Source organism: Rahnella bruchi, assembly GCF_003614975.1.
GTDB lineage: Bacteria > Pseudomonadota > Gammaproteobacteria > Enterobacterales > Enterobacteriaceae > Rahnella > Rahnella bruchi.
The window spans coordinates 28,708-51,105 of sequence record NZ_QZWI01000001.1; the positions used below are offsets into that span (position 1 = coordinate 28,708).

Below are 22,398 nucleotides of genomic sequence, written 5' to 3' on the forward strand. Positions count from 1 at the left end.
AGGGAGCGGCTCCAAATTTGTATCAGATTTCAGGAATTATCGCCGTAATATCCTGACTTTCCAGCACCCGCCCGTCCTGCGCACGGATTTCCAGTTTACGCAGCGGCTGGCGGTTTTCGATATCCACCAGCAACGTACAGGCTTCGCCTTCCTCAAACAGGTATTCACTGCCCCACTGCCCCAGCGCGACCAGCACCGGTTGCAGCGCCAGCCCTTTTTCTGTCAGCACGTAATCCTGATACGCCGAACCATCGGCAGCCGGTTCTACCTTCAAAATCTCCTCAGCTACCAGCGCTTTCAGCCGGGTACTGAGAATGTTTTTTGCCGCGCCCAGGCTGCGCTGAAATTCACTAAAGCGTGAAATTCCTCGCATGGCGTCGCGCACGATCAGCAGCGTCCACCAGTCGCCAATTAAATCGAGCGCACGGCCTGCCGGACAAGGCGTGTTTTCCAGACGGGTTCGTTTCATGGCACTTCCTGTTCAACGCGTTTTAAAGAATCTGGTTGCATTATAAAACCACTGATGCTAAAAATCATCTGGTTTTATAATTAAACCACTTTATCAACGCAGAGGTTCTCCCATGTCAGATTCAATTCGCTCCAAATCTGTTGCTCTAATCACCGGCGCATCCACTGGTATTGGCGCGACGTATGCCGACCGTCTGGCGAAACGCGGCTACGATTTAATCCTCGTGGCCCGTGACGCTGACCGCCTTAATGCGCTGTCAGACCGCCTGCAACAGGAATCCGGCGTTAATATCACCGTGCTGCCTGCTGACCTGACCCGTAGCGAAGATCTCGCCCGCGTAGAAGATTTCATCCGCGCCAATCCGCAAATTTCACTGCTGGTGAATAATGCGGGTGCTTCGCTGAAAGCCGGTTTTGAGAACAGCGATGCCGATGCTATCGAGAATCTGATCACACTGAATGTCACCTCTGTGGCGCGCCTTTCCCGCGTGGCGTTCGACGGTCTGATCAAACATAAAGACGGCGCGATTATCAATATCGCCTCGGTGATGGCCCTGACGCCGGAGCTGCAATCTGCGGTGTATTCCGCCACAAAAGCCTTTGTGCTGACCTTCAGCCAGACGTTGCAATTTGAAATGGCCGCACGCGGTTTGTACGTTCAGGCCGTATTGCCTGCCGCAACGCGTACGGAAATCTGGGCGCGCTCGGGTAAAAATATCGATGAAGTGCCGGGTGTGATGGAAGTCGGTGAACTGGTGGACGCCGCGCTGCTGGGCTTTGACCGTAAAGAAAAAGTCACCATTCCACCATTGCAGGATGAAAAACAGTGGGACGAATTTGACGCGCTGCGCTCGGCGATGGTACCGAATTTCCTGCAATCCCACGCGGCACCACGTTACAAAGCCTGACAGTGAGACATTGGCCAGTAACATAAATTTACTGGTCAATGTTGATTTGCTTTGCAAATATGTTAATTCGACAACTTTGTGAAGTGAATACGATGACTGAATATGTGATTGCTGCTCCACAGACTCCCTCTCTGGCTGTCGAAGGCCAGAGCGAACGTTTTCCCCTGCGCCGCGTGTACTGCGTGGGACGTAACTATTCCGAACATGCTCGTGAAATGGGGCATGACCCGGATCGCGAACCGCCATTTTTCTTCGGTAAACCGGCTGATGCGGTTATTCCTGCCAGCGGTAACGTGCCCTATCCGACCCTGACCGAAGACCTGCATTACGAAGTCGAACTGGTCGTGGCGATTGCCAAAGTCGGCAAGAATATCTCCCCTGAAGATGCGCTTTCACACGTGTGGGGTTATACCGTGGGCGTGGATTTAACCCGTCGCGATATCCAGGCACAGGCCAAGAAACAGGGGCGTCCGTGGGATTTCGCTAAAGGTTTTGATGATTCCGCACCCGCCAATCCGCTATTGCCGGTCAGCCAGACAGGTCATCCTGCCAGCGGTAAAATCTGGCTGGATGTGAACGGTGAAAAACGTCAGCGCGGCGATTTGAGCGACCAGATCTGGCAGGTCGCAGATGTGATCAGTTATCTGTCGCAGGCCGTGGAACTCAAACCGGGTGACCTGATTTACACCGGCACACCAGCGGGCGTCGGTGCGGTGGTGCGCGGTGATGTGATTACCGGTGGCATCGAAGGTCTGAGCGATTTCAGCTTTACCATCGTGTGATTCATCCAGGACGTCTGACCTCAGGCGTCCTTCTCCCCAATTTTTCTCTGATTCTCTTCTTCAATAATCGGGATTAGCTTCTCAAACGCACAGGCGCTGGACGGGTCAAACAGCGAAAGCGTTTCAATCTGGCTCAGTAAAATCACTTTGCGAAATTTCAGCACATTCGCTGGCGAAGACACCGGCGTAATTCCGTGTTCCTGATAATAACGGGCGTAGTTATGCTCGACGCGCAGTTCCAGCGTGTCTTTATCGCGATAACCACTGACCATGGGGATCACCACCACATTATCCGACGAACTGGTTTCACAGCGCGCCGTATGCACCATGCCGATATAGACGCGTCGCGACTGAAGCGTAATAAACACCATATCGCCCTCTTCCATGCACTGATACAGCAATCCTTCCACGCCATTGGCGCGGGTGAGTTGCTTATAAAGTTGCTTGCGTCCGGCGGTATTGAGCCGCAGGCCCGGCGACCAGGTGGTGCGTACCAGACACAGCATCACGGAGACACCAAGCATAATGACCACAGGCGCCTGGATCCCTAAGAAACTCCAGTTAATAAAATCACGGTGATAATGCACATCCTGATGCAGATGCGGGATCGCGGGCAGCCAGTTAACGACTTCTGAAATCCCCCACAGCGCCAGATACACCAGCGCAATCACCAGCACGCCCTGTAGCACAAAAATACAGCCGTACAGCGCCACCAGGAAATGCACGTCCCAGCCGAAAGTTCGTTTAAGTTTAAAACGCGATGAGATGTCGCGGGTGGTATACCAGTACCCGCAGACCATTAACACCATGAATACCGCTGTGGCCATTACAGCACGCTCATGCGTTTGACATGACGGGCGAAATCTTCCTGCATATCCTGATTGGCCGGATTCACGGACGCCGTACCGTTTTCATCAATCAGAATACGCTCGCCCTCTTCGAGCGTGTTTTCCATATCTGCGGCACTGAATAACCCGAGGAATTTTTCCGGGCTGGAGAAAATCTGCAACACAATCTTGATCATAGGTTTACCTCTCAAAACTAAAGAGTAAGCCTAGTCAAAGGAGAGAGGGGCTGTGGCTGTTTCGGATTTTTTACGGGATCTGTTTTTACGCCAGCAGATATAAAAAAGGGCCACCTTGCGGCAGCCCTTTGCTGAAAATCTCAGACGTCAATGAATTACCTGACGTCCTGACCTTCATGATGTGCTTCTTCATGCGCGGCCTGTTCGGCATGAACTTCAGCCGCACGTTTGCGCAGGCCAATCCAGCCCAGAACCAGCAGGATGATCAGCACCGGAATCGTCGCCACGGTATACGTGCCGTTCGGGTAATCAAATGCCATCAGGACCAGTACGCTTGCCAGGAAAGCCAGCGTCAGCCACGAAGTGACCGGTGCCCACGGCATTTTGAAGGAAACGTCTTTCGCGCGACCTTCTTTGATGGCTGTACGCAGCTTCATCTGGCAAACGATGATGAAAGCCCATGAACTGAGGATGCCGAGTGAAGCGACGTTCAGGACAATTTCAAACACCTGCGAAGGCACGTAGTAGTTGAGTACCACGCCGATCACATAAATACCCACGGTCACCAGAATGCCCGCGTAAGGCACCTGCTGCGCGCTCATTTTCGACATGAATTTCGGCGCAGAACCGCCCATCGACAGGGAACGCAAAATACGACCGGTGGAATACAGCCCGGAGTTCAGGCTCGACAGCGCCGCAGTCAGCACCACGATGTTCATGATGGTGCCGATATAAGGTACGCCAAGCTTACTGAAGAAGGTCACAAACGGGCTCTGGCCGGCCTGATACGCATTCCACGGTAATAACAGAACCAGCAGCACCACAGAACCCACGTAGAATAATGCGATACGCCAGATAACACTGTTAATGGCTTTCGGCAATACTTTTTCAGGATTTTTGGTTTCGCCAGCCGCGGTCCCGACCAGTTCAATGGCCGCGAACGCGAAGACCACGCCCTGCACCAGAACCAGCGCCGGTAATAGGCCGTGCGGGAAGATACCGCCGTTGTCGGTTATCAGATGTAAACCGGTGGTATTGCCGTCCAGCTGTTTGCCGGTGCCGAGGAACACCACACCCACAATCAGGAACAGGGCAATTGCCGCCACCTTGATCAGCGCAAACCAGAATTCCATTTCAGCGAACCACTTCACGCCGATCATGTTCATCGTGGCAACAATCGCCAGCGCGCCCAGCGCAAACATCCACTGCGGAACATCACCGAAGGTTCCCCAATAGTGCATGTAAAGAGCCACTGCGGTGATATCGACAATGCCGGTCATCGCCCAGTTAAGGAAATACATCCAGCCTGCAACGTAAGAAGCTTTTTCGCCCAGGAACTCACGGGCATAAGAGACGAAACTGCCGCTGGTCGGACGGTGTAAAACCAGTTCGCCCAACGCACGTAAAATAAAGAATGAGAAAATACCGCACACCGCATACACGATGGCCAGCGCCGGGCCAGCCATCTGTAAACGCGCGCCCGCGCCGAGAAACAGACCGGTGCCGATAGAACCACCAATGGCAATCATCTGTACCTGACGATTGCCCATACTTTTGTGATACCCGTGTTCGTGCGAGTCCAGCCAGCGTCTTTTCGCCGCCTGCTTCGCCTCTGCCGATTTCTTATGAGACTTCATTCGATCTTGTTCTCCAAAAATAACCTTCACCTGACGTCGGGTGCTGCAAGCAAACGATTGCAAGCCTCAACGTTTATGGGGTTTACCCACTGTAGTTTTTTTAGCCGGAACTGTTTTGGTGCAATAACGGCGAAGGATGCTACCTGTTCTCATTAACCGTGGCAAAAAAAACCGTCATAAAAAATTGTGAGCAGTCATATTTCGCACAACGAATTTTGCGTTTGCGTGCGCTACGGAGATTCTTTCGGCAGGCACTCTTTTCTGACCCGCTCAATATTGATCGACAGATACATGATCTCTTCTGTTGTCAGTTCCCGCTGATATTGAGCGGAAAGGTAATCACCGATTTTTTCCGAGCATTGCCAGGCTTGCGGATAGTTCTCTTTCACGGCCACATGCAACGTCATGTCGTCATCGGCCACCACAGTGCGGCTGAGCATGCGCTGTGCGAAAAATTTCAGATGGGTGACGAAACGCTGATAGCTCAGTGATTCTTCGTCATATTCAATGCGCAGCTGATATTTCACCAGATTGAGGATTTCTTGCATAACGCGGGTGATTTGTTGCACTTCCGGCATTTCGCCATTGAGCTGAGCGTTCACCAAATGCAGGGCGATAAAACCGGCTTCATCCACCGGTAGACGCACACCGAGGCGCGAATGAATAATTTCCAGCGCTTCCAGCCCGAGCGCGTATTCTTTCGGATACAGACGACGGGTTTCCCAAAGCAAAGCGTTGCTGATCGGTACGCCCTTTTTCTGTCGTTCGATGGCAAAATTACAGTGATCGGTGAGGGCGATGTATAAATTTTCCTGCAATTTCCCAAGCCGTCCGCGCGCCAGCGTGATGATCTGGTCGCAGGTGGTCATCACTTCCATCGGAATATGCGAAAGCAGTTCGGTCAGATGCGCGACCAGTTCGTCGCTCTGTAATTCGAAGATTTTCTCGATTTTACTTTCATCGAGTTCATCTCCGGTTTTCTTCATAAACGCCAGCCCGCAGCCCATGACGACCTGTTCCCGCTGCTGAACGTTGACGACAACCACCACGTTATTATTAAGTATTTTGGCGATTTTCATTGTTATTCCCTGAAAAGAAAAACCCGATCGTCCTTATGGATGATCAGGTTTTATCGGCCGCAGTCTGCGGATCTGCCGGATAATTTTACCAGATACGATCCTCAGTCAGACGTAAATTTTGCACTCAGAACGTGACGATGGCCTTAAGTCCGGTCACCCAGGCATCCTGCGTTTCCTTCACTCCACCCGGTCGGTACCAGTATTGCAAATCCGGTTGCAGAATCAGCCAGGAGCGGACTTTAACCTGATAATACAGATCGGCGTTTACCGAATGCCCGGACAACGGCGTATACAGCGGATTACCGTAGTCATCCACCTGATAAATAGTGTTCAGATTTTCCTGATTCTGGCGGTAATGGTTGCTCATTTTAAGGTAGGTCATCCCAAAGCCCAGCCAGTCGTCGGGGCGCGCATCAAACAGCCCGCGATAGCGCATAGAAGCGGCCTGGGTGTAATGAATTGCATTACTGCGCTGATCGCCCAGCCCGAGACTGTAGGACACACTCATCCCCCGGTTCGGATCGTCCCCGCGCTGCGTCACCTGTTGATTGAAACCGGTATACATAAACCAGGTGCTACTGTGTTTGCGGTATCCTTCAGGGTCCGTTGCGCCGACGCTCTGCGTTTTCCCTTCCGACAAATCAGTTTGTGGTGAGTTGGTATACAGCAAACCGAAGTTATAAATCCCCGGTAAACCATTCACTTTGGTTTTCAGTTCCGCCTCCATCGGCAGCAGAATACCGCGCGCACCTTTAAGCGAACCGCTCCAGGCGTATTTACGGTCCGACGCATCCGGGTTTTGTTCCATAATGCCGGTTTTCAGCGTCAGTTCCGGCGTCAGCTTGTACTGGATTGTGGTTCCCCAGTAGTGTTTATTCCAGTTATACCAGGTCATCGAGTTAGCCGATTTGCCGCCGCACTGGCTGAGCAACTGGAAATCGCACGGGATAATCTGATCAAAATCCTGATTTTTGTTCATCATACCGATGCGCCAGTGCAATTTGCGGTCATCGAAACTGCGGCCAAACGTCAGCCAGCCCAGACGGGTAATCGACTGTCCGCCCCAGCTTTCCTGCGCGATATCGTTAAATCCGACGCGTGGATCCTGCGTACGTTCTGACGTCAGGCTGTCGTTATGGTTACGGTTAACAATATTTCCTTCAATGGCAGCGTCAGGAATGCCGGTGTACATCTCCAGATCCTGGGTAAACGTCAGCGAGAACTGATCGATATATGCCAGATGTTTATCATGGTTATAACCACCACCCGCGTTATAAGACGATTCACTCAGATAGCCGAGCTGATAATGAAAACCGTGATCTTCGATAATCGGTCGGATGCCCATCATATCGCCGAGCATGCCTGCGCCGGGCGCCTCAAATCCTAAAACAGTGCCATTCCAGCTATCCGCTGCGTGCGCCGAATGAATGCCTGCAGTTAAAAAACACAGTGCCAGAACACTGCCTTTCAGTAGTCGGTTATTATTTATTAATTTACAGGTAGGTGTAACAGAATTCTGAAAACGTTTCATCTTGATATTTCCGTTTTATTATTTTAAATCATCATTATTATTATCGGGCAATACAGGGCGAGACTGCAGCTTATAGAGTTATAAGCCGCAGAGGTTATTTGCTATTTAGAAAATGTTGATTATAAAAATCAAAAAAGCAGATCAGGATTTTAACGCTGCACCATTAGAACCAATGACTTCTTTATACCAGAAGAAACTTTTCTTACGACGGCGTTCCAGTGTGCCATTCCCCTGGTCATCACGGTCAACATAGATATATCCGTAGCGTTTGGAGAATTCTGCTTTTGAAGCGCTGACCAGATCGATTGGTCCCCAGCTGGTGTAACCCATGACTTCTACGCCGTCTTCAATGGCTTCGCGTACCTGAACCAGATGGTCGTTGATGTACTCAATACGATAATCGTCGTTGATGCTGCCATCCGCTTCGACTTTATCGCGAGCACCTAATCCGTTTTCCACAATAAATAATGGCTTCTGGTAACGGTCATACAGTTCATTCATTAAGAAACGCAAACCTTCCGGATCAATCTGCCAGCCCCATTCGGAACTTTGTAAATGCGGATTCGGCACCATATTTAATATATTGGCACGCGCTTTAATATTTTGTTCTTCGTCGGTAGTTACACAACCGGTCATATAGTAACTGAATGAAATAAAGTCGACGGTTTCTTTTAGCGTCACTTTATCTTCAGCGGTAATATTAATTTTCATGCCGCGATCTTTAAAGAAACGCGTCATATAAGCCGGATATGCGCCACGTACCTGAACATCGCCGAAGAATAACCAGTCGCGGTTTTGTTGCAATGTTTCCATCATATCGGCCGGTTTGCAGGTCAGCGGATACAGCATTCCGCCGAGCAGCATATTACCGATTTTGCCATCCGGAATAATTTCATGGCAGGCTTTGACCGCTTTGGCGCTGGCCACCAGCTGATGATGGATCGCCTGATAAATTTCCTGCTTGCTGCTGTCTTCCGGCAGCCCAACACCGGTGAACGGCGCGTGCAATGACATGTTGATTTCGTTGAACGTCAGCCAGTGTTTCACTTTATCTTTATAACGGCTGAACACAGTACGGGCGTAATTTTCAAAGAAACCGATGGTATCGCGGCTACCCCATCCACCGTGATTTTTCACGATGCCATAGGGCATTTCGTAATGCGAAAGCGTCACCAGCGGTGTGATCCCGTATTTTGCCATTTCATCAAACAGACGGTCGTAAAATGCCAGACCGGCTTCGTTTGGCTGCAATTCATCACCCTGCGGGAAAATACGCGTCCAGGCGATGGAAGTACGCAGCACGGTGAAACCCATTTCGGCGAACAATTTCATGTCTTGCGGATAGCGATGATAGAAATCAATCGCCACATCTTTGACGCCGAAATCACCTTCCGCACGTTCCTGCACCGGACCAAAAACGCCTTGCGGTTGCAGGTCAGATGTCGATAACCCTTTTCCGTCAGTCAGATATGCACCTTCCACCTGATTGGCTGCGACTGCGCCGCCCCATAAGAAACCGTCTGGGAATTGCTTGTTCATGTGAACCTCCTGGCTCTGGCCGTTATCGTAATAAAGTCAGTAATGGCGTTTGTTCGCTGGCGTCCTGGCCGACACCTGCCGGGATGACGTCAAGATAGTCATCGCTGTTGGTGACCAGCACCGGCGTCGTCAGGTCGTAACCGGCATCGGAAATGGCCTGCATATCGAATTCCAGCAACAAATCGCCCTGCTTCACCACCGCGTCAACCGCAACGTGTGGCGTAAAGAATTTGCCGTCCAGCTTCACCGTATCGATGCCGACGTGGATCAGAATTTCTGCCCCCTCGTCGGACTCAATCCCGATGGCGTGATGAGTTTTGAACAGCGAAGCAATGGTGCCGTTAACCGGTGAAACCACGCGGCCTGTCGTCGGGACGATCGCCACACCTTTTCCCAGCAGACCGCTGGCAAATGTCGGGTCTTTTACCTGATCGAGAGCTATGCAGGAACCGGTCATCGGGCTGGCGATCAGCGTCTTTCCGCGTGGCGCCTGAACAGCCTCTGCTTTCGCCTTTTCAGTGATTTCCGGCGTTGCCGCTTCTTCTTTGATACCGAAGAAATAGGTCGCCAGTGCAGCGAACACCAGCGCAATCAGTGTGCCGACAATCGCAGCCGTGACGGTTTTATCAAAACCGGTCGGAGGAATAATCTGGGTGAAGGTGAAGATATTGGCGAAACCGAAGGAATACGCCGTCGTCTGGAAATACCCGAGGATCGCCGCGCCTATTGCACCACCGACGCAACCGAAGATAAACGGACGACGACGCGGCAGGTTAATACCGTAAACGGCGGGTTCTGTGATCCCAAAAATACCGGCACTGATAGCTGAACCTGCCAGCGCTTTGGTTCGCGCATCTTTAGCACGCAGCATCACGCCGATGACCGCGCCGACCTGCCCCATCACGGCTGGCAGCAACAGTGGCATCATGGTGTCGTGACCGAGAATACTGAAGTTGTTGATCATCAGCGGCACCAGTCCCCAGTGCAGACCGAAAATCACACACACCTGCCACAGTGCCCCCATAAAGGCACCGGCAATCATCGGGCTGACGTGATAAACAAACTGGTAGCCGTTAGCCAGTTGCTGACTGGCCCAGGTCGCGACCGGCCCGATAATCAGGAAAGTCAGCGGCACCACCACCATCAGGCAGATAAGCGGCGTGATGAAGTTACGCAGCGAAGAAGGCAGGAGTTTCATTGCTCTCTTTTCCAGCCAGCAGGAAACCCATGCGGCCAGAATCACCGGGATAACTGATGAAGCATAATTGATAAAAACCAGAGGGATACCGAAGAAAGAATCCCCTTGCACCCCCGTCTGTTGCGCCTGGAAAGCGGCAATCATCAGCGGATGAACCATTGCGCCGCCAATCACCATGGTGACAAACGGATTACCGCCAAATTTCTTACCGGCTGTGTAACCAATCACCAGTGGGAAGAAGTAGAACATTGCATCGCTGGCAGCGAACCAGACTTTATAAGTTCCGCTCTCAGGGTTTAGCCAGCCGCAGGCCAGCGCCAGTGCAAGAAATCCTTTCAGGATCCCCGATGCCGCCATGATGCCGATGAACGGTGTAAAAATACCTGAAATAACGTCAATCGCACGGGCAAGTAAACTGCCTTTTTCACCGGTGCCATCATCGTCGCTGTCGGAAAGCGTACTGCCTTTTACCAGTGCGTCATATACCGCGCCGACGTGGTTGCCGATCACCACCTGAAACTGGCCTCCGCTTTCCACGACCATGATCACGCCCGGATTTTCTTTCAGTCCGGCGGCATCGGCCTTACTGGTGTTTTTCAGTTTGAAACGTAAACGGGTCACGCAATGAACCACGCTGACTACGTTTTCCTTTCCGCCCACTCCGCGGAGAATTTCATCGGCTAATGTACTGTATTCCATGGTGTTATCTCATCAGAGTAATGGCGTCGTGCACGACATTGCCGTTGTATTTCAAAGGGGCGGCCTGCCCCTGAATTCAGGCCAAAAAAAAACCTAAACTTCCGGCCTTTTCGCAATATGCGAAAAAACGAGAAGTTTAGGTTTTGCCTGTCAGACAGTAACAATCCTGCTTTTCGAATGAATTCTCCGGCGAATCGCAGCCAGAAACAAGTCGTAATATCTGCCGGATGATGAAACTGTGATCGGCTTCAGATTTTGTGTTAACTGACGCTCTTTCCTGAGCGCCAGTCACACGATTTACTCTATATCAGGCTGCGGTGACATCCGCAGAAACCAGGCTCAGCGCCCACTCTTCGGATACCGTATCCAGCTCCTCACGTGCTTTTTTCAGCCCCGCTTCGCGCGCTGCTTCATCGGAGAATTGCAAAGGCTGAGCATCCACAAACCACGGGTTTTCTACCCCGATAAATCCAAAAGCGTTTTTCAGCACCGGCGTCATCGCATCCATGTTAGCAAACGGACTGCCTTCACCGAGATCAGCGCCGCGCGTGGTCACAAACAGCACTTTCTTATCGCCCAGATTACCGGTAATGCTGCCGTCATCATGCAGATCATAAGTGACATTGGTACGGATAATATTGTCGATGAATGTTTTGAACGTGGAAGGAATCGTCCAGTTATACATTGGCATGGCGCAAACCAGCGCATCCGCTTCCATCACGCGCTGACACAGCGCATCAGATTCTGCCAGCACTTCGCGCATACGGTCAGTACGTTGCGCTTCAGGCGTATACGTGGCCTGCACAAATTCTGCCGAAATGTGTGGCTGCACATCTTCGGTGACATCCAGATAATCAATCTCGAGTTCAACGCCCTTATGTTGCAACTGTTCAATGAAATAGCGCCCCAGCGCACGGGAATTAGACCACTGGTGAAATTTAGAACTTGCATCAACGTGTAGAATTTTCATGTTTTTCCTTTTGCCGTGGATGATCATCGGCGCTTTTAACTGAGGCTGTTTTGACCAGCACTGATTAACTAGGACTGTATTTGTCGTAGTTAAAAATACGCCCAAAGATACCCCGCTGGCAAGTGCCAGTGAGAAAAAAGTCTGAAAGAATGGATCAGATTATTCGACGGGAACCGCGATCTCCCAGCCAGCGGGTCACCTGCTGACTGAACTCCGGCGGGGCTTTGCGACCAAACTGCGAGGCCAGTCCGGCGAGTGTTTGCGCCGCAAGCACTTCACGCATTTTGTCATCGGCTTCAATCATCAGCGCGTGTATTGCACACAGCCCGGAACTCGCCCAGGACGGAGGATTGTCTTCAAACACCGCGCAGCGGTTGCGGATTTCCTTGCAGTCGAAGAGCTTTTTGCGCCCATCGATGGCATCTACCACTTCCAGCACGCTGATTTCCTGCGACGGTTTCGCCAGTCGGATACCGCCCTTCGCGCCTTCTGTCGCGATGATAAGTTTTGCTTTGTGCAGTTTGGTGAACAGTTTAGCGACGTAATCGAACGGCACCCCCTGAAGTTCTGACAAATCGCGCACACTGGCATCCGTCACCTTTCCCTGCGGATCGGCGATAAATAACAGGCAATGCAGGGCGTATTCGACGCCGGCGCTGATATGAGACATACGAGGTTGTGCTCCAAACTAAGACCAGATGACACCTAATTAAACACCAGATGCCTGCCAAATAACACTAAAAGCAGGTATCAGGCAGGATATGCCTCAATCTGATCGTGCTCACAAACCGGAAACAAAATTAAAAAACGTAAAATGCATATTCGTTTCCTCAATTGTTTACCCACAGTCCATTCTCAATACTTCTGTTTATATTTCGTTTTCACGCGCGTTATTCCTGCGTTCCCGTCTGGTAAAACAAGGAGATGTAAGATGACTCACCTGTATCAGGATGCCTCACAACCCGTCGCTACCCGCGTCGCCGATCTGCTCGCCCGTATGACGCCTGCCGAGAAATACGCCCAGATGCACGCGTTCTGGCTGATCCTCGACGGCAACGGCAAACACCGAGAACGGTCCGATCTGAGCGATGATTTTGCCGGACATAAACAAACTTTGGCGCTGGAGGAGCAGCTGGCACTGGGCGCAGGACAAATCACGCGACCGCTTGGAACGCACGTGGTCAGCCCGGCAGAAGGCGTGCGGGCGCTGAACCGGCTGCAAAAAATGCTGGTGGAAGAAACGCGGCTCGGCATTCCTGCGATGTTCCATGAAGAATGCCTGGTGGGTCTGCTTTGCAAAGACGCGACGCTTTTCCCCTCTTCCCTGAGCTACGCCTCTACGTGGGATCCGCAACTGATGGAACAAATTGCAGGCGCTATCCGCGATGAAGCACAAAGCGTCGGTTGTCATCAGGGATTGGCGCCGGTACTGGACGTTTCCCGCGATGTCCGCTGGGGGCGTACCGAAGAAACATTTGGCGAAGACCCTTATCTGGTTGGCGTGATGGCAACCGCTTATGTGCGCGGTTTGCAGGGCGAAAAACGGGATCTTCTGGCCACGCTTAAGCATTATGTCGGACATTCATTCAGCGAAGGGGCGCGTAATCATGCGCCGGTTCATCTGGGTTTTCGTGAGCTGAATGACACATTCCTGCTGCCTTTTGAAATGGCAGTGAAGCTGGCGAATGCCGGTTCAGTGATGCCTGCGTATCATGATATTGACGGCCAGCCATGTCACAGCGATCACTTCCTGCTGACTAAAATATTGCGCGAACAGTGGGGATTCGATGGCCTGATTGTTGCCGATTACGGCGGTGTCAGCTTGCTGCATCAGCATCATGGGGTCAGCCATGATGACGCCGAATCCGCAGCGTTGTCGTTCAATGCCGGGCTGGATATCGAGCTACCGAAAGGCGATTGCGCACAGCATCTGGCTGATGCGGTATCTCGTGGTCTGATCGACATGGTAAAAATTGATGAAATTGTTACACGTGTGCTGACCGAAAAATTCCGTCTCGGCCTGTTTGAACAGCCTTACGCCTGCGAACCGCAACCTCAACTGCAACAACCCGCCACGCTTAAACTGGCCTGGAAAGCCGCGGTGCGTTCCATCACCCTGCTGGAAAATAACGGCATCCTGCCGCTGAAACCAAAATCCGGTCAGAAAATTGCAGTGATCGGCCCGACGGCAGACGATCCGCTGGCCTTGCTCAGCGGTTACAGTTTTCCGGTACATCTGATCATCAGCGAAATGCAAGCACAGACGGAACAGGTCATTACGCCGTTACAGGCCTTACGTACTGCATATGGCGAACAAAATATTCGTTATGCCAAAGGCTGTCATATTCTCGAAAAACGCACGGCGGGTGCGCCGGTCTTCCCCGGTGATGCCGCGACACCGATGCAAAACTCGCCAGTGTCACTCAATACCGCGCTTATCCCACAGGCCGTGAAACTGGCACAGGAAAGTGATGTCGCTCTGGTGTTCGTCGGCGATCTGGCGGGATTATTCCAGAGCGGAACCGTCGGTGAAGGCTCTGATACGGACAGCCTTGTATTGCCGGGGGTTCAGCAGCAGTTACTGGAGGAGATAGTCGCGACAGGCAAGCCGATCATTGTTGTCATGACTGGTGGTCGCCCGTATTCTCTCGGCGGACTGGAAGAAAAAATCGCCGGGTTCCTGATGGCGTTTGCACCCGGTCAGGAAGGCGGGCGGGCTATTGCCGACCTTATCAGCGGCAAAGAGGCACCGTCCGGCAGGCTGGTGGTCTCCGTGCCGAAAAGTGCCGGTGCTATGCCGTATTATTACAATCACAAACTGAAAAGTGGCGGCACGCCGATTGCTTTCCACTTTGGTGCCAAGTATCCATTTGGCTACGGGCTGAGCGGCACCACGTTCCACTATCACGATTTACAAGTCGATCAGCAGCCCGTCATCATCAAAAACGGCGATATCACGGTTAAAATCAACGTGACCAATACCGGACCGCAGGCGGGCAGCGAAGTGGTGCAGGTTTACCTGCGTGACTGCGTGGCGACGCTGGTGCGTCCGGTGCAGGAACTGAAAGCTTTTGAGCGCGTTGAGCTGGAACCCGGTCAAACCGCAACGCTCAGCTTCAGCATTCCCACCGACATGCTGAATTTCACCAGTCACGCGGGTAAGCGCATTGTCGAGCCCGGTTATGTTGAAGTTCAGGTGGGATCATCGAGCGCGGATATTCGTGCAACGGGCAAAGTGATTCTGGCAGGTGAAATCCGTGAGTTACCGCGCAACTGGCGGATGACCAGTCGTTGTGAAGTGAGCCGGTAATTTCTGATTAAAAAATGCAAAACGGACGCACAAGGCGTCCGTTTTTTATGCGCTGCAAACCCGTTACTCAGATTCTCTGGTTATCCCGAAGTGCTTGTACGCATGATTGGTCGCCATGCGACCGCGCGGTGTGCGCTGAATAAAGCCCTGCTGGATCAGGAACGGTTCGATAACATCTTCAATCGTCTCGCGCTCTTCACCAATCGCCGCAGCTAAGTTATCCAGTCCGACCGGCCCGCCGGTAAACTTGTCGATAATTGCCAGCAGCAATTTGCGGTCCATATAATCGAAACCTTCAGCATCGACATCCAGCATATCCAGCGCGCCATTCGCAACGTCACCATTGATGGTGCCGTCACCTTTCACTTCCGCGAAGTCACGCACGCGGCGCAACAGACGGTTTGCGATACGCGGTGTACCACGTGAACGGCGGGCAATCTGATGTGCGCCCTCTTCCGATAACTCCAGACCGAGGCAGGTCGCACTGCGTCCGACGATGTGCTGTAAATCTGCTACCTGATAGAACTCCAGACGCTGCACGATACCGAAACGATCACGCAAGGGAGACGTCAGGGAACCGGCGCGGGTAGTCGCACCAATCAGGGTAAACGGAGGCAAATCGAGTTTGATGGAACGCGCTGCCGGCCCTTCGCCAATCATGATATCCAGCTGATAATCTTCCATCGCCGGATACAGAATTTCCTCAACGACTGGCGACAGACGATGGATTTCATCAATGAACAGCACATCGTGCGGCTCAAGATTGGTCAGCATCGCAGCCAGATCGCCGGCCTTTTCCAGCACGGGCCCGGAAGTGGTACGCAGATTCACGCCCATTTCGTTGGCTACAATGTTAGCCAGCGTGGTTTTACCCAGCCCCGGAGGTCCGAAAATCAACAGGTGATCGAGCGCATCTTTACGTTGTCTGGCCGCCTGAATAAAGATTTCCATTTGCGAGCGCACGTGCGGCTGCCCAACGTATTCGCTGAGCAGTTTCGGGCGGATTGCACGGTCAATGACTTCTTCTTCACTAAAAACCTCAGAAGAAATCAGGCGGTCGGCTTCAATCATCGTTTACCTCACAGCGCTGCGCGCAGCGCTTCTCTAATCAGCGTTTCAGATTCTGCACCCGGCTTCGCCACTTTGCTGATCATGCGGCTGGCTTCCGGCGGTTTGTATCCGAGGGATATCAGGGCTGCGACGGCTTCGCCTTCAGCGTCAGATTCTTTTGCTTTCGACGCCGATGCAGGTAGCGAGATATCAGTATGATTGTTAAATAGATCACCGTTTAATCCTTTAAAGCGGTCTTTCATTTCGACGACCAGGCGTTCTGCGGTTTTCTTACCGACGCCAGGTAACTTGATTAATGCGGTGATTTCTTCCTTTTCTACCGCACTGACAAACTGCTGTGCCGACATGCCTGACAGAATTGCCAGTGCCAGCTTTGGCCCCACGCCGTTGACTTTAATCAGTTCACGGAACAGCGCGCGCTCTTGTTTATCGTTAAATCCGTAGAGCAACTGGGCATCTTCACGGACGATAAATTGCGTGAAGATGATAGCTTCCTGACCCAGTTCCGGCAATTCGTAAAAACAGGTCATCGGCATATGCACTTCATAGCCCACACCGTTGGTTTCAAGCAGCACCAAAGGGGGCTGTTTTTCCAGAATAATGCCTCGTAATCTGCCTATCACGTTCATTTTCCTTATCAGGTCAAAAGCAGCGATGTTTATATCATAAAAAAGGCTGGATGGATATCCAGCCTAATGGAGTTGCGGCGGCTATCGCATACGTCCGCGCGCCATTTGTAGTTTGTCTGAGCTAAGTCGAATTGCGTTCTGACTCATGTGGCAATGCGTGATCGCAATCGCCAGCGCATCGGCAGCATCAGCCTGCGGATTGGCAGGTAATTTCAGTATAGAGCGCACCATATGCTGAACCTGCGTTTTTTCAGCCGCGCCGGTGCCTACAACGGTCTGTTTGACCTGTCTTGCCGCATATTCGAACACCGGCAAATCCTGATTCACTGCCGCGACAATAGCCGCACCGCGAGCCTGTCCGAGCTTTAAAGCCGAGTCAGCATTCTTCGCCATAAAAACGGATTCGATGGCAAAAAAATCAGGCTGAAATTGGGTAATGATTTCCGACACACCGGCATAAATCAGTTTCAGACGCCCCGGCATATCATCCACTACGGTGCGGATACAGCCGCTGCCGAGATAGCTGAGCTGACGCCCTGTCTGGCGGATAATGCCATAGCCGGTAATACGCGAACCGGGGTCGATCCCCAGAATAATAGCCATAGCCAGTCAACGCCTTGTGTTGTCGTTTTTTTGGAAAGTTGGGGAGAGTATAAACTGCTGAGGGACAACAGGATAGCCGGCCGGTGGTGACCACCGGCGGCACTGAGATTACAGAGTTTCTGCGATCTCGTCGGAGATTTCACCGTTGTGGTAAACCTCCTGCACATCGTCACAATCTTCCAGCATGTCGATCAGGCGCAACAGTTTAGGTGCAGTTTCTGCATCCATATCGGCTTTGGTCGATGGGATCATGGTGACTTCTGCGGAATCGGCTTTGTAACCAACCGCTTCCAGCGCATCTTTCACTTCACCCAGATTTTCCCAGGCTGTGAATACATCTATAGCGCCGTCATCGTAAGAAATGATGTCTTCTGCGCCCGCTTCCAGAGCGGCTTCCATCAGCACATCTTCATCCAGACCTGGAGCGAAAGTGATCACGCCTTTTTTGGAGAACAGATAAGCCACGGAACCGTCGGTACCCAGGTTGCCACCGGTTTTGGTGAAGGCATGACGCACTTCTGCCACAGTACGGTTGCGGTTATCACTCAGACATTCAACCATGATGGCGGAGCCACCCGGACCGTAACCTTCATAAATGATGGTTTCCATGTTGGTGTCTTCGTCACCGCCCACACCACGTGCGATGGCGCGGTTGAGAGTATCGCGGGTCATGTTGTTTGACAGCGCTTTATCAATTGCCGCGCGCAGACGTGGGTTAGAACCCGCATCGCCGCCACCCAAACGTGCCGCTGTTACCAGCTCGCGAATGATTTTTGTGAAAATTTTGCCGCGTTTAGAATCTTGCGCCGCTTTGCGGTGCTTAGTGTTGGCCCACTTACTGTGACCTGCCATAAATATCTCCAAAAAGTCTTAAGTCTTAACAGACCGAATAGTTTACAAATTCTTCAATCGCCTGCTGGTTACTCGGAGACACCGTCAACGCTGCCGCTGCGGGTTTATCGAGCCACCGGTATGCATGATGTTCGGTGAGTTCCACATCACGCTCATCGGGTAACGCCAGACAGAACCAGTGTTCTTTGTTACGCGTCACGCCGGGAGCATAGCGATGGCGCAAATGCGCAAATATTTCAAAGTCCTCGCAGCGGTGGCAGTCCTGAAGAGTCAGGTTTTCACCTGCAATGTCGATACCGACCTCTTCCATGACTTCCCGCTGCGTGGTTTGATTCGGGGATTCCCCGCCTTCCAGACTGCCGGTCACCGACTGCCAGAAATTCGGGTCATCCTTTCGTTGAAGCATCAGCACCCGGCCGGTGTTTCTGGCGTAGATGACGCACAGTATCGACTCAGGACGCTTATAGCTCATTAGTTATTCTCTGTATTTGTGTCTGGCGTCACTTCTTTTTTCGCCACCACCGCGATGCCCAGTTCCAGCAGCGAAGCCGGATTTGCAAAGCTTGGCGCTTCTGTCATCAGACAAGCAGCTGCTGTGGTTTTCGGGAATGCGATGACGTCACGGATGTTGTCCGTACCGGTCAGCAACATCACCAGACGATCCAGACCAAATGCCAGACCCGCGTGCGGAGGTGTGCCGTATTTCAGGGCATCGAGCAGGAAGCCGAATTTCTCGCGCTGTTCGTGTTCGTTAATCCCCAGAATGCTGAACACTGTCTGCTGCATTTCACTGCGGTGGATACGCACAGAACCACCACCGACTTCATAGCCGTTGATGACCATGTCGTACGCGTTGGCAATAGCAGAGACCGGATTTACCGCCAGCTCTTCTGCGCTCATTTCTTTTGGCGCAGTGAACGGGTGGTGCATGGCGCTCAGGCCGCCTTCGTCGGTGTCTTCAAACATTGGGAAGTCGATGACCCAAAGCGGAGCCCACATGTCTTCTTTGGTGATTTTCAGGTCACGGCCAACTTTCAGGCGCAGTGCGCCAATGGCGTCAGTGACAATCTTCGCGCTGGCTGCGCCGAAGAAGATCATGTCGCCATCTTGTGCGCCGGTACGTTCGATCAACGCAGACAACAGTGCTTCGTTCAGGAATTTCGCGACCGGGCTCTGGATACCTTCCAGGCCTTTCGCCACTTCATTCACTTTGATGTAAGCCAGGCCTTTCGCACCGTAGATTTCGATAAATTTCGCGTATTCATCAATTTGTTTACGGCTCAGGGAAGCACCGCCCGGCACGCGCAGCGCAGCAACACGGCCTTTCGGATCGTTGGCCGGATCGGCAAACACTTTGAACTCGATGTTTTTCATCAGGTCAGCGACGTCGACCATTTCCATCGGGTTACGCAGGTCTGGTTTATCAGAACCGAAACGACGCATCGCTTCTGCAAAGGTCATGATCGGGAAGTCGCCCAGATCCACGCCTTTGATTTCCTGCCACAGTTCGCGGGCCAGTTTTTCCATCACTTCACGCACTTGTTCAGCGCTCATGAAGGAGGTTTCCACATCGATCTGGGTGAATTCTGGCTGACGGTCAGCACGTAAATCTTCGTCACGGAAGCATTTAACAATCTGATAGTAACGGTCAAAGCCGGACATCATCAGCAGCTGTTTGAACAGCTGAGGAGACTGCGGCAAGGCGTAGAATTTGCCTTTGTGCACACGACTTGGCACCAGATAGTCACGCGCGCCTTCCGGCGTGGCTTTGGTGAGCATCGGAGTTTCGATGTCGAGGAAGTCATGGCTGTCCATGAAACGACGCACGAAACTGGTGATTTTTGCACGCGCTTTCAGGCGGTTAGCCATTTCAGGGCGACGCAAATCCAGATAGCGATATTTCAGACGCGCTTCTTCGGTGTTGACGTGGTTGGAGTCCAGCGGCAACGATTCTGAACGGTTGATAATGTTCAGATTGCTGGCGAACACTTCCACTTCACCGGTCGCCATGTCTTTGTTGAACTGGCTTTCAGGACGCGCACGCACGGTACCGGTCAGCTGGATGCAGAACTCGTTACGCAATTCAGACGCCAGCTTGTAGGCTTCCGCCTGATCCGGGTCAAAGAAAACTTGGACGATGCCTTCGCGGTCACGCATATCGATGAAAATCAAACCACCCAAATCGCGGCGACGGTTAACCCAGCCACACAATGTTACTTCCTGGCCCACATTGGACGCATTCAGTTTTCCACAATATACAGTACGCATAACGGTATCCTTTTGATCCCACTACCCGGCCTCATGGCGCACAGGCACAGAAACGGTTATTGACTCTGGTCGCTCGCCACAAAACTCAGCAGCGTTCGGAATGGGTTTTATTCAGATCGAAAAAAGGCGGCTATTATAAAGGAATTTCCGGCGAAGGATAAGTGCGAAGACATCAACACTTATGCGGAAATTCTTTCGTGTTGCAAGCTACACATAATTTAACAAAATTATCTCATTACGGTCTTCCCGTTAGAATAGACTCGCGCAATCCCCTTTGTACACGACGTAAATGATTCCTTTCTCTCATTATCCATATTGAAAACCGGGAGCTACACATGAAACTTGACCCAAAAACCACCGCACTGGTGCTGATCGACTTACAGAAAGGGATTTTACCGTTCGCTGGCGGCCCGCACAGCGCGCAGCAGGTGCTGGATAATGCCACTGAACTGGCAACCCGTTTCCGTAAACTGGGCGCGCCGGTCGTCATGGTTCGCGTGGGCTGGTCGGATTCTTTCGACGAAGCGCTGAAACAACCCGTTGATATCCCTGCAGCAGCACCGGAAGGCGGTTTGCCGGCCAGCTGGTGGGAATTCCCGGAGCAACTGGGCGTGACTGACAGCGATCTGCTGGTCGTTAAGCGCCAGTGGGGCGCGTTCTACGGCACAGATCTGGATCTGCAACTGCGCCGTCGCGGTATCAAAAGCATCGTGCTGGCCGGGATTTCCACCAATATCGGCGTAGAATCCACCGCCCGCAACGCCTGGGAACACGGCTATGAACTGGTGATCGCTGAAGATGCGTGCAGTGCGCATAACAATGACCATCACCAGTCCAGCGTGAAGTTTATCTTCCCGCGTATCAGCCGCGTACGTTCAACTGCCGAAGTGCTTGCCGCTCTGCCAGAGTAACGTTACCCTGATTTTCTTGCCTGAACGCCGCCCGCTGAGGCGGCGTTTTATTTGGAGTCCGGCTCAGAAAACAGGGAGCAGCACTATGTATATTGGTTTACCGCAATGGCACCACAACGCCTGGGCAAAGATCGGTTTGCGTGATCTGGCCGATTACGCGCGGTACTTCAATTGCGTCGAAGGCAATACCACCTTTTACGCGCTGCCTAAACAAGAAGTGGTGATGCGCTGGCGGGATATGACGCCGGAATCTTTCCGCTTTTGTTTCAAATTCCCTTCCGATATCAGCCACAAAGCGGCACTGGCAAACTGTCAGGAAAACGTCGACCTGTTTTATCGCACGCTCGAACCGCTCGGTGAACGCATCGGCCAGCTCTGGCTGCAACTTCCTGCCACGTTCGCGCCCGTACATCTCGACCGCTTATGGCAATTCCTGGATGCCCTGCCCGTCGGTTTCGATTACGGCGTCGAAGTGCGCCATCAGGATTTTTTCAATAAAGGCGAAGAAGAACGCGCACTGAATCAGGGCTTACATCAGCGCGGAATAAACCGTGCCATTCTCGACAGCCGTCCTGTTCACAGCTCAAAATCCACCACCGAAGCAGTGCTCGACGCTAAACGAAAAAAACCGGTACTGCCGCTGCATGCTCTGGCGACATCAGCGCGGCCCATTGTGCGTTTTATCGGTGGCGACAGCCTGGAGGCCAACCGCCCGTTGTTCGGTCAGTGGATTACAAAACTCGACGACTGGCAAACTCTGGGATTAGCCCCCTATCTGTTTATCCACACACCTGACTGCACCGACGCCCCGCAGCAGGCACGCAGTCTGTGGCAGGATTTACACCGGCGAATACCTTCAGTCCAGCCCGCACCTGACTGGCCGGAACAGGACAGCTTATTCTGAGAATTTTCATGATTT

At 52.3% G+C, this 22,398-nt stretch carries 21 protein-coding genes; 5 read left to right on the forward strand and 16 right to left on the reverse strand.

Translation table 11 applies throughout. From position 1 onward, the window contains the following. Window positions 1-22 precede the first annotated feature (22 nt). The gene (locus tag D5398_RS00125) at window positions 23-469 is read right to left on the reverse strand and encodes a winged helix-turn-helix transcriptional regulator (protein ID WP_120505826.1); all 447 of its coding nucleotides are present in this window, start codon (window positions 467-469) and stop codon (window positions 23-25) included. A 112-nt stretch (window positions 470-581) separates the two neighbouring features. On the opposite strand from D5398_RS00125, the gene D5398_RS00130 reads away from it, so the two are divergent. Both D5398_RS00130 and D5398_RS00135 read left to right on the forward strand, forming a co-directional pair. Then, window positions 582-1,376, forward strand: a complete 795-nt coding sequence (locus tag D5398_RS00130; RefSeq protein WP_120505827.1) for an SDR family NAD(P)-dependent oxidoreductase — start codon at window positions 582-584, stop codon at window positions 1,374-1,376. A 92-nt stretch (window positions 1,377-1,468) separates the two neighbouring features. Then, a complete protein-coding gene (locus D5398_RS00135) occupies window positions 1,469-2,158 on the forward strand; it encodes a fumarylacetoacetate hydrolase family protein (RefSeq protein WP_120505828.1) in 690 nt (229 codons plus the stop codon). 20 nt (window positions 2,159-2,178) lie between these two features. On the opposite strand, the gene D5398_RS00140 is transcribed toward D5398_RS00135, so the two are convergent. The 9 genes from D5398_RS00140 to D5398_RS00180 form a co-directional block, all read right to left on the reverse strand. Beyond that, the gene (locus D5398_RS00140; RefSeq protein ID WP_120505829.1) at window positions 2,179-2,985 is read right to left on the reverse strand and encodes a hypothetical protein; all 807 of its coding nucleotides are present in this window, start codon (window positions 2,983-2,985) and stop codon (window positions 2,179-2,181) included. Further along, window positions 2,985-3,182 (reverse strand): hypothetical protein, encoded by a 198-nt coding sequence (locus D5398_RS00145; RefSeq protein ID WP_120505830.1) that lies wholly within the window; start codon window positions 3,180-3,182, stop codon window positions 2,985-2,987. The genes D5398_RS00140 and D5398_RS00145 overlap by 1 nt, the downstream gene beginning before the upstream one ends. A gap of 155 nt (window positions 3,183-3,337) precedes the next feature. Further along, window positions 3,338-4,819: an L-asparagine permease gene (gene ansP, locus D5398_RS00150; RefSeq protein WP_120505831.1), complete on the reverse strand. Its 1,482-nt coding sequence runs from the start codon at window positions 4,817-4,819 to the stop codon at window positions 3,338-3,340. A gap of 230 nt (window positions 4,820-5,049) precedes the next feature. Then, a complete protein-coding gene (gene licT / locus D5398_RS00155; RefSeq protein WP_120505832.1) occupies window positions 5,050-5,898 on the reverse strand; it encodes a BglG family transcription antiterminator LicT in 849 nt (282 codons plus the stop codon). A 124-nt stretch (window positions 5,899-6,022) separates the two neighbouring features. After that, a complete protein-coding gene (locus tag D5398_RS00160; RefSeq protein WP_162940694.1) occupies window positions 6,023-7,429 on the reverse strand; it encodes a carbohydrate porin in 1,407 nt (468 codons plus the stop codon). A gap of 141 nt (window positions 7,430-7,570) precedes the next feature. Continuing rightward, window positions 7,571-8,968, reverse strand: a complete 1,398-nt coding sequence (locus tag D5398_RS00165; RefSeq protein WP_120505833.1) for a glycoside hydrolase family 1 protein — start codon at window positions 8,966-8,968, stop codon at window positions 7,571-7,573. 22 nt (window positions 8,969-8,990) lie between these two features. Beyond that, the gene (gene bglF, locus D5398_RS00170; protein WP_120505834.1) at window positions 8,991-10,865 is read right to left on the reverse strand and encodes a PTS beta-glucoside transporter subunit IIABC; all 1,875 of its coding nucleotides are present in this window, start codon (window positions 10,863-10,865) and stop codon (window positions 8,991-8,993) included. Between the two features lie 307 nt (window positions 10,866-11,172). Then, a complete protein-coding gene (locus D5398_RS00175; protein ID WP_120505835.1) occupies window positions 11,173-11,835 on the reverse strand; it encodes an FMN-dependent NADH-azoreductase in 663 nt (220 codons plus the stop codon). Between the two features lie 154 nt (window positions 11,836-11,989). Continuing rightward, entirely contained in the window at window positions 11,990-12,505 is a 516-nt protein-coding gene (locus D5398_RS00180) for an RrF2 family transcriptional regulator (protein WP_120505836.1), read from the reverse strand. A 261-nt stretch (window positions 12,506-12,766) separates the two neighbouring features. Between D5398_RS00180 and D5398_RS00185 the strand changes: the two genes are divergently transcribed. Next, a complete protein-coding gene (locus D5398_RS00185; protein WP_120505837.1) occupies window positions 12,767-15,145 on the forward strand; it encodes a glycoside hydrolase family 3 N-terminal domain-containing protein in 2,379 nt (792 codons plus the stop codon). A 63-nt stretch (window positions 15,146-15,208) separates the two neighbouring features. On the opposite strand, the gene ruvB is transcribed toward D5398_RS00185, so the two are convergent. From ruvB to aspS, 6 genes are all read right to left on the reverse strand, one after another. Further along, a complete protein-coding gene (gene ruvB, locus D5398_RS00190; RefSeq protein ID WP_120505838.1) occupies window positions 15,209-16,216 on the reverse strand; it encodes a Holliday junction branch migration DNA helicase RuvB in 1,008 nt (335 codons plus the stop codon). Window positions 16,217-16,224: 8 nt separating this feature from the next. Next, on the reverse strand, window positions 16,225-16,839 hold the full coding sequence (gene ruvA, locus D5398_RS00195; protein ID WP_120506641.1) for a Holliday junction branch migration protein RuvA: 615 nt from the start codon (window positions 16,837-16,839) through the stop codon (window positions 16,225-16,227). Between the two features lie 87 nt (window positions 16,840-16,926). Further along, window positions 16,927-17,448 (reverse strand): crossover junction endodeoxyribonuclease RuvC, encoded by a 522-nt coding sequence (gene ruvC / locus D5398_RS00200; RefSeq protein ID WP_120133488.1) that lies wholly within the window; start codon window positions 17,446-17,448, stop codon window positions 16,927-16,929. Between the two features lie 108 nt (window positions 17,449-17,556). Continuing rightward, complete coding sequence (locus D5398_RS00205; protein ID WP_120505839.1) at window positions 17,557-18,300, reverse strand: YebC/PmpR family DNA-binding transcriptional regulator; 744 nt, start codon at window positions 18,298-18,300, stop codon at window positions 17,557-17,559. A 25-nt stretch (window positions 18,301-18,325) separates the two neighbouring features. Further along, on the reverse strand, window positions 18,326-18,772 hold the full coding sequence (nudB, locus tag D5398_RS00210) for a dihydroneopterin triphosphate diphosphatase (RefSeq protein WP_120133487.1): 447 nt from the start codon (window positions 18,770-18,772) through the stop codon (window positions 18,326-18,328). Beyond that, entirely contained in the window at window positions 18,772-20,568 is a 1,797-nt protein-coding gene (aspS, locus tag D5398_RS00215) for an aspartate--tRNA ligase (RefSeq protein ID WP_120505840.1), read from the reverse strand. The genes nudB and aspS overlap by 1 nt, the downstream gene beginning before the upstream one ends. Before the next feature lie 335 nt (window positions 20,569-20,903). Here aspS and D5398_RS00220 point away from each other — a divergent pair, with 335 nt between their 5' ends. Then, entirely contained in the window at window positions 20,904-21,479 is a 576-nt protein-coding gene (locus tag D5398_RS00220) for a hydrolase (RefSeq protein WP_120505841.1), read from the forward strand. Between the two features lie 85 nt (window positions 21,480-21,564). Then, complete coding sequence (locus D5398_RS00225) at window positions 21,565-22,383, forward strand: DUF72 domain-containing protein (protein WP_120505842.1); 819 nt, start codon at window positions 21,565-21,567, stop codon at window positions 22,381-22,383. The last annotated feature ends 15 nt before the right edge of the window (window positions 22,384-22,398 follow it).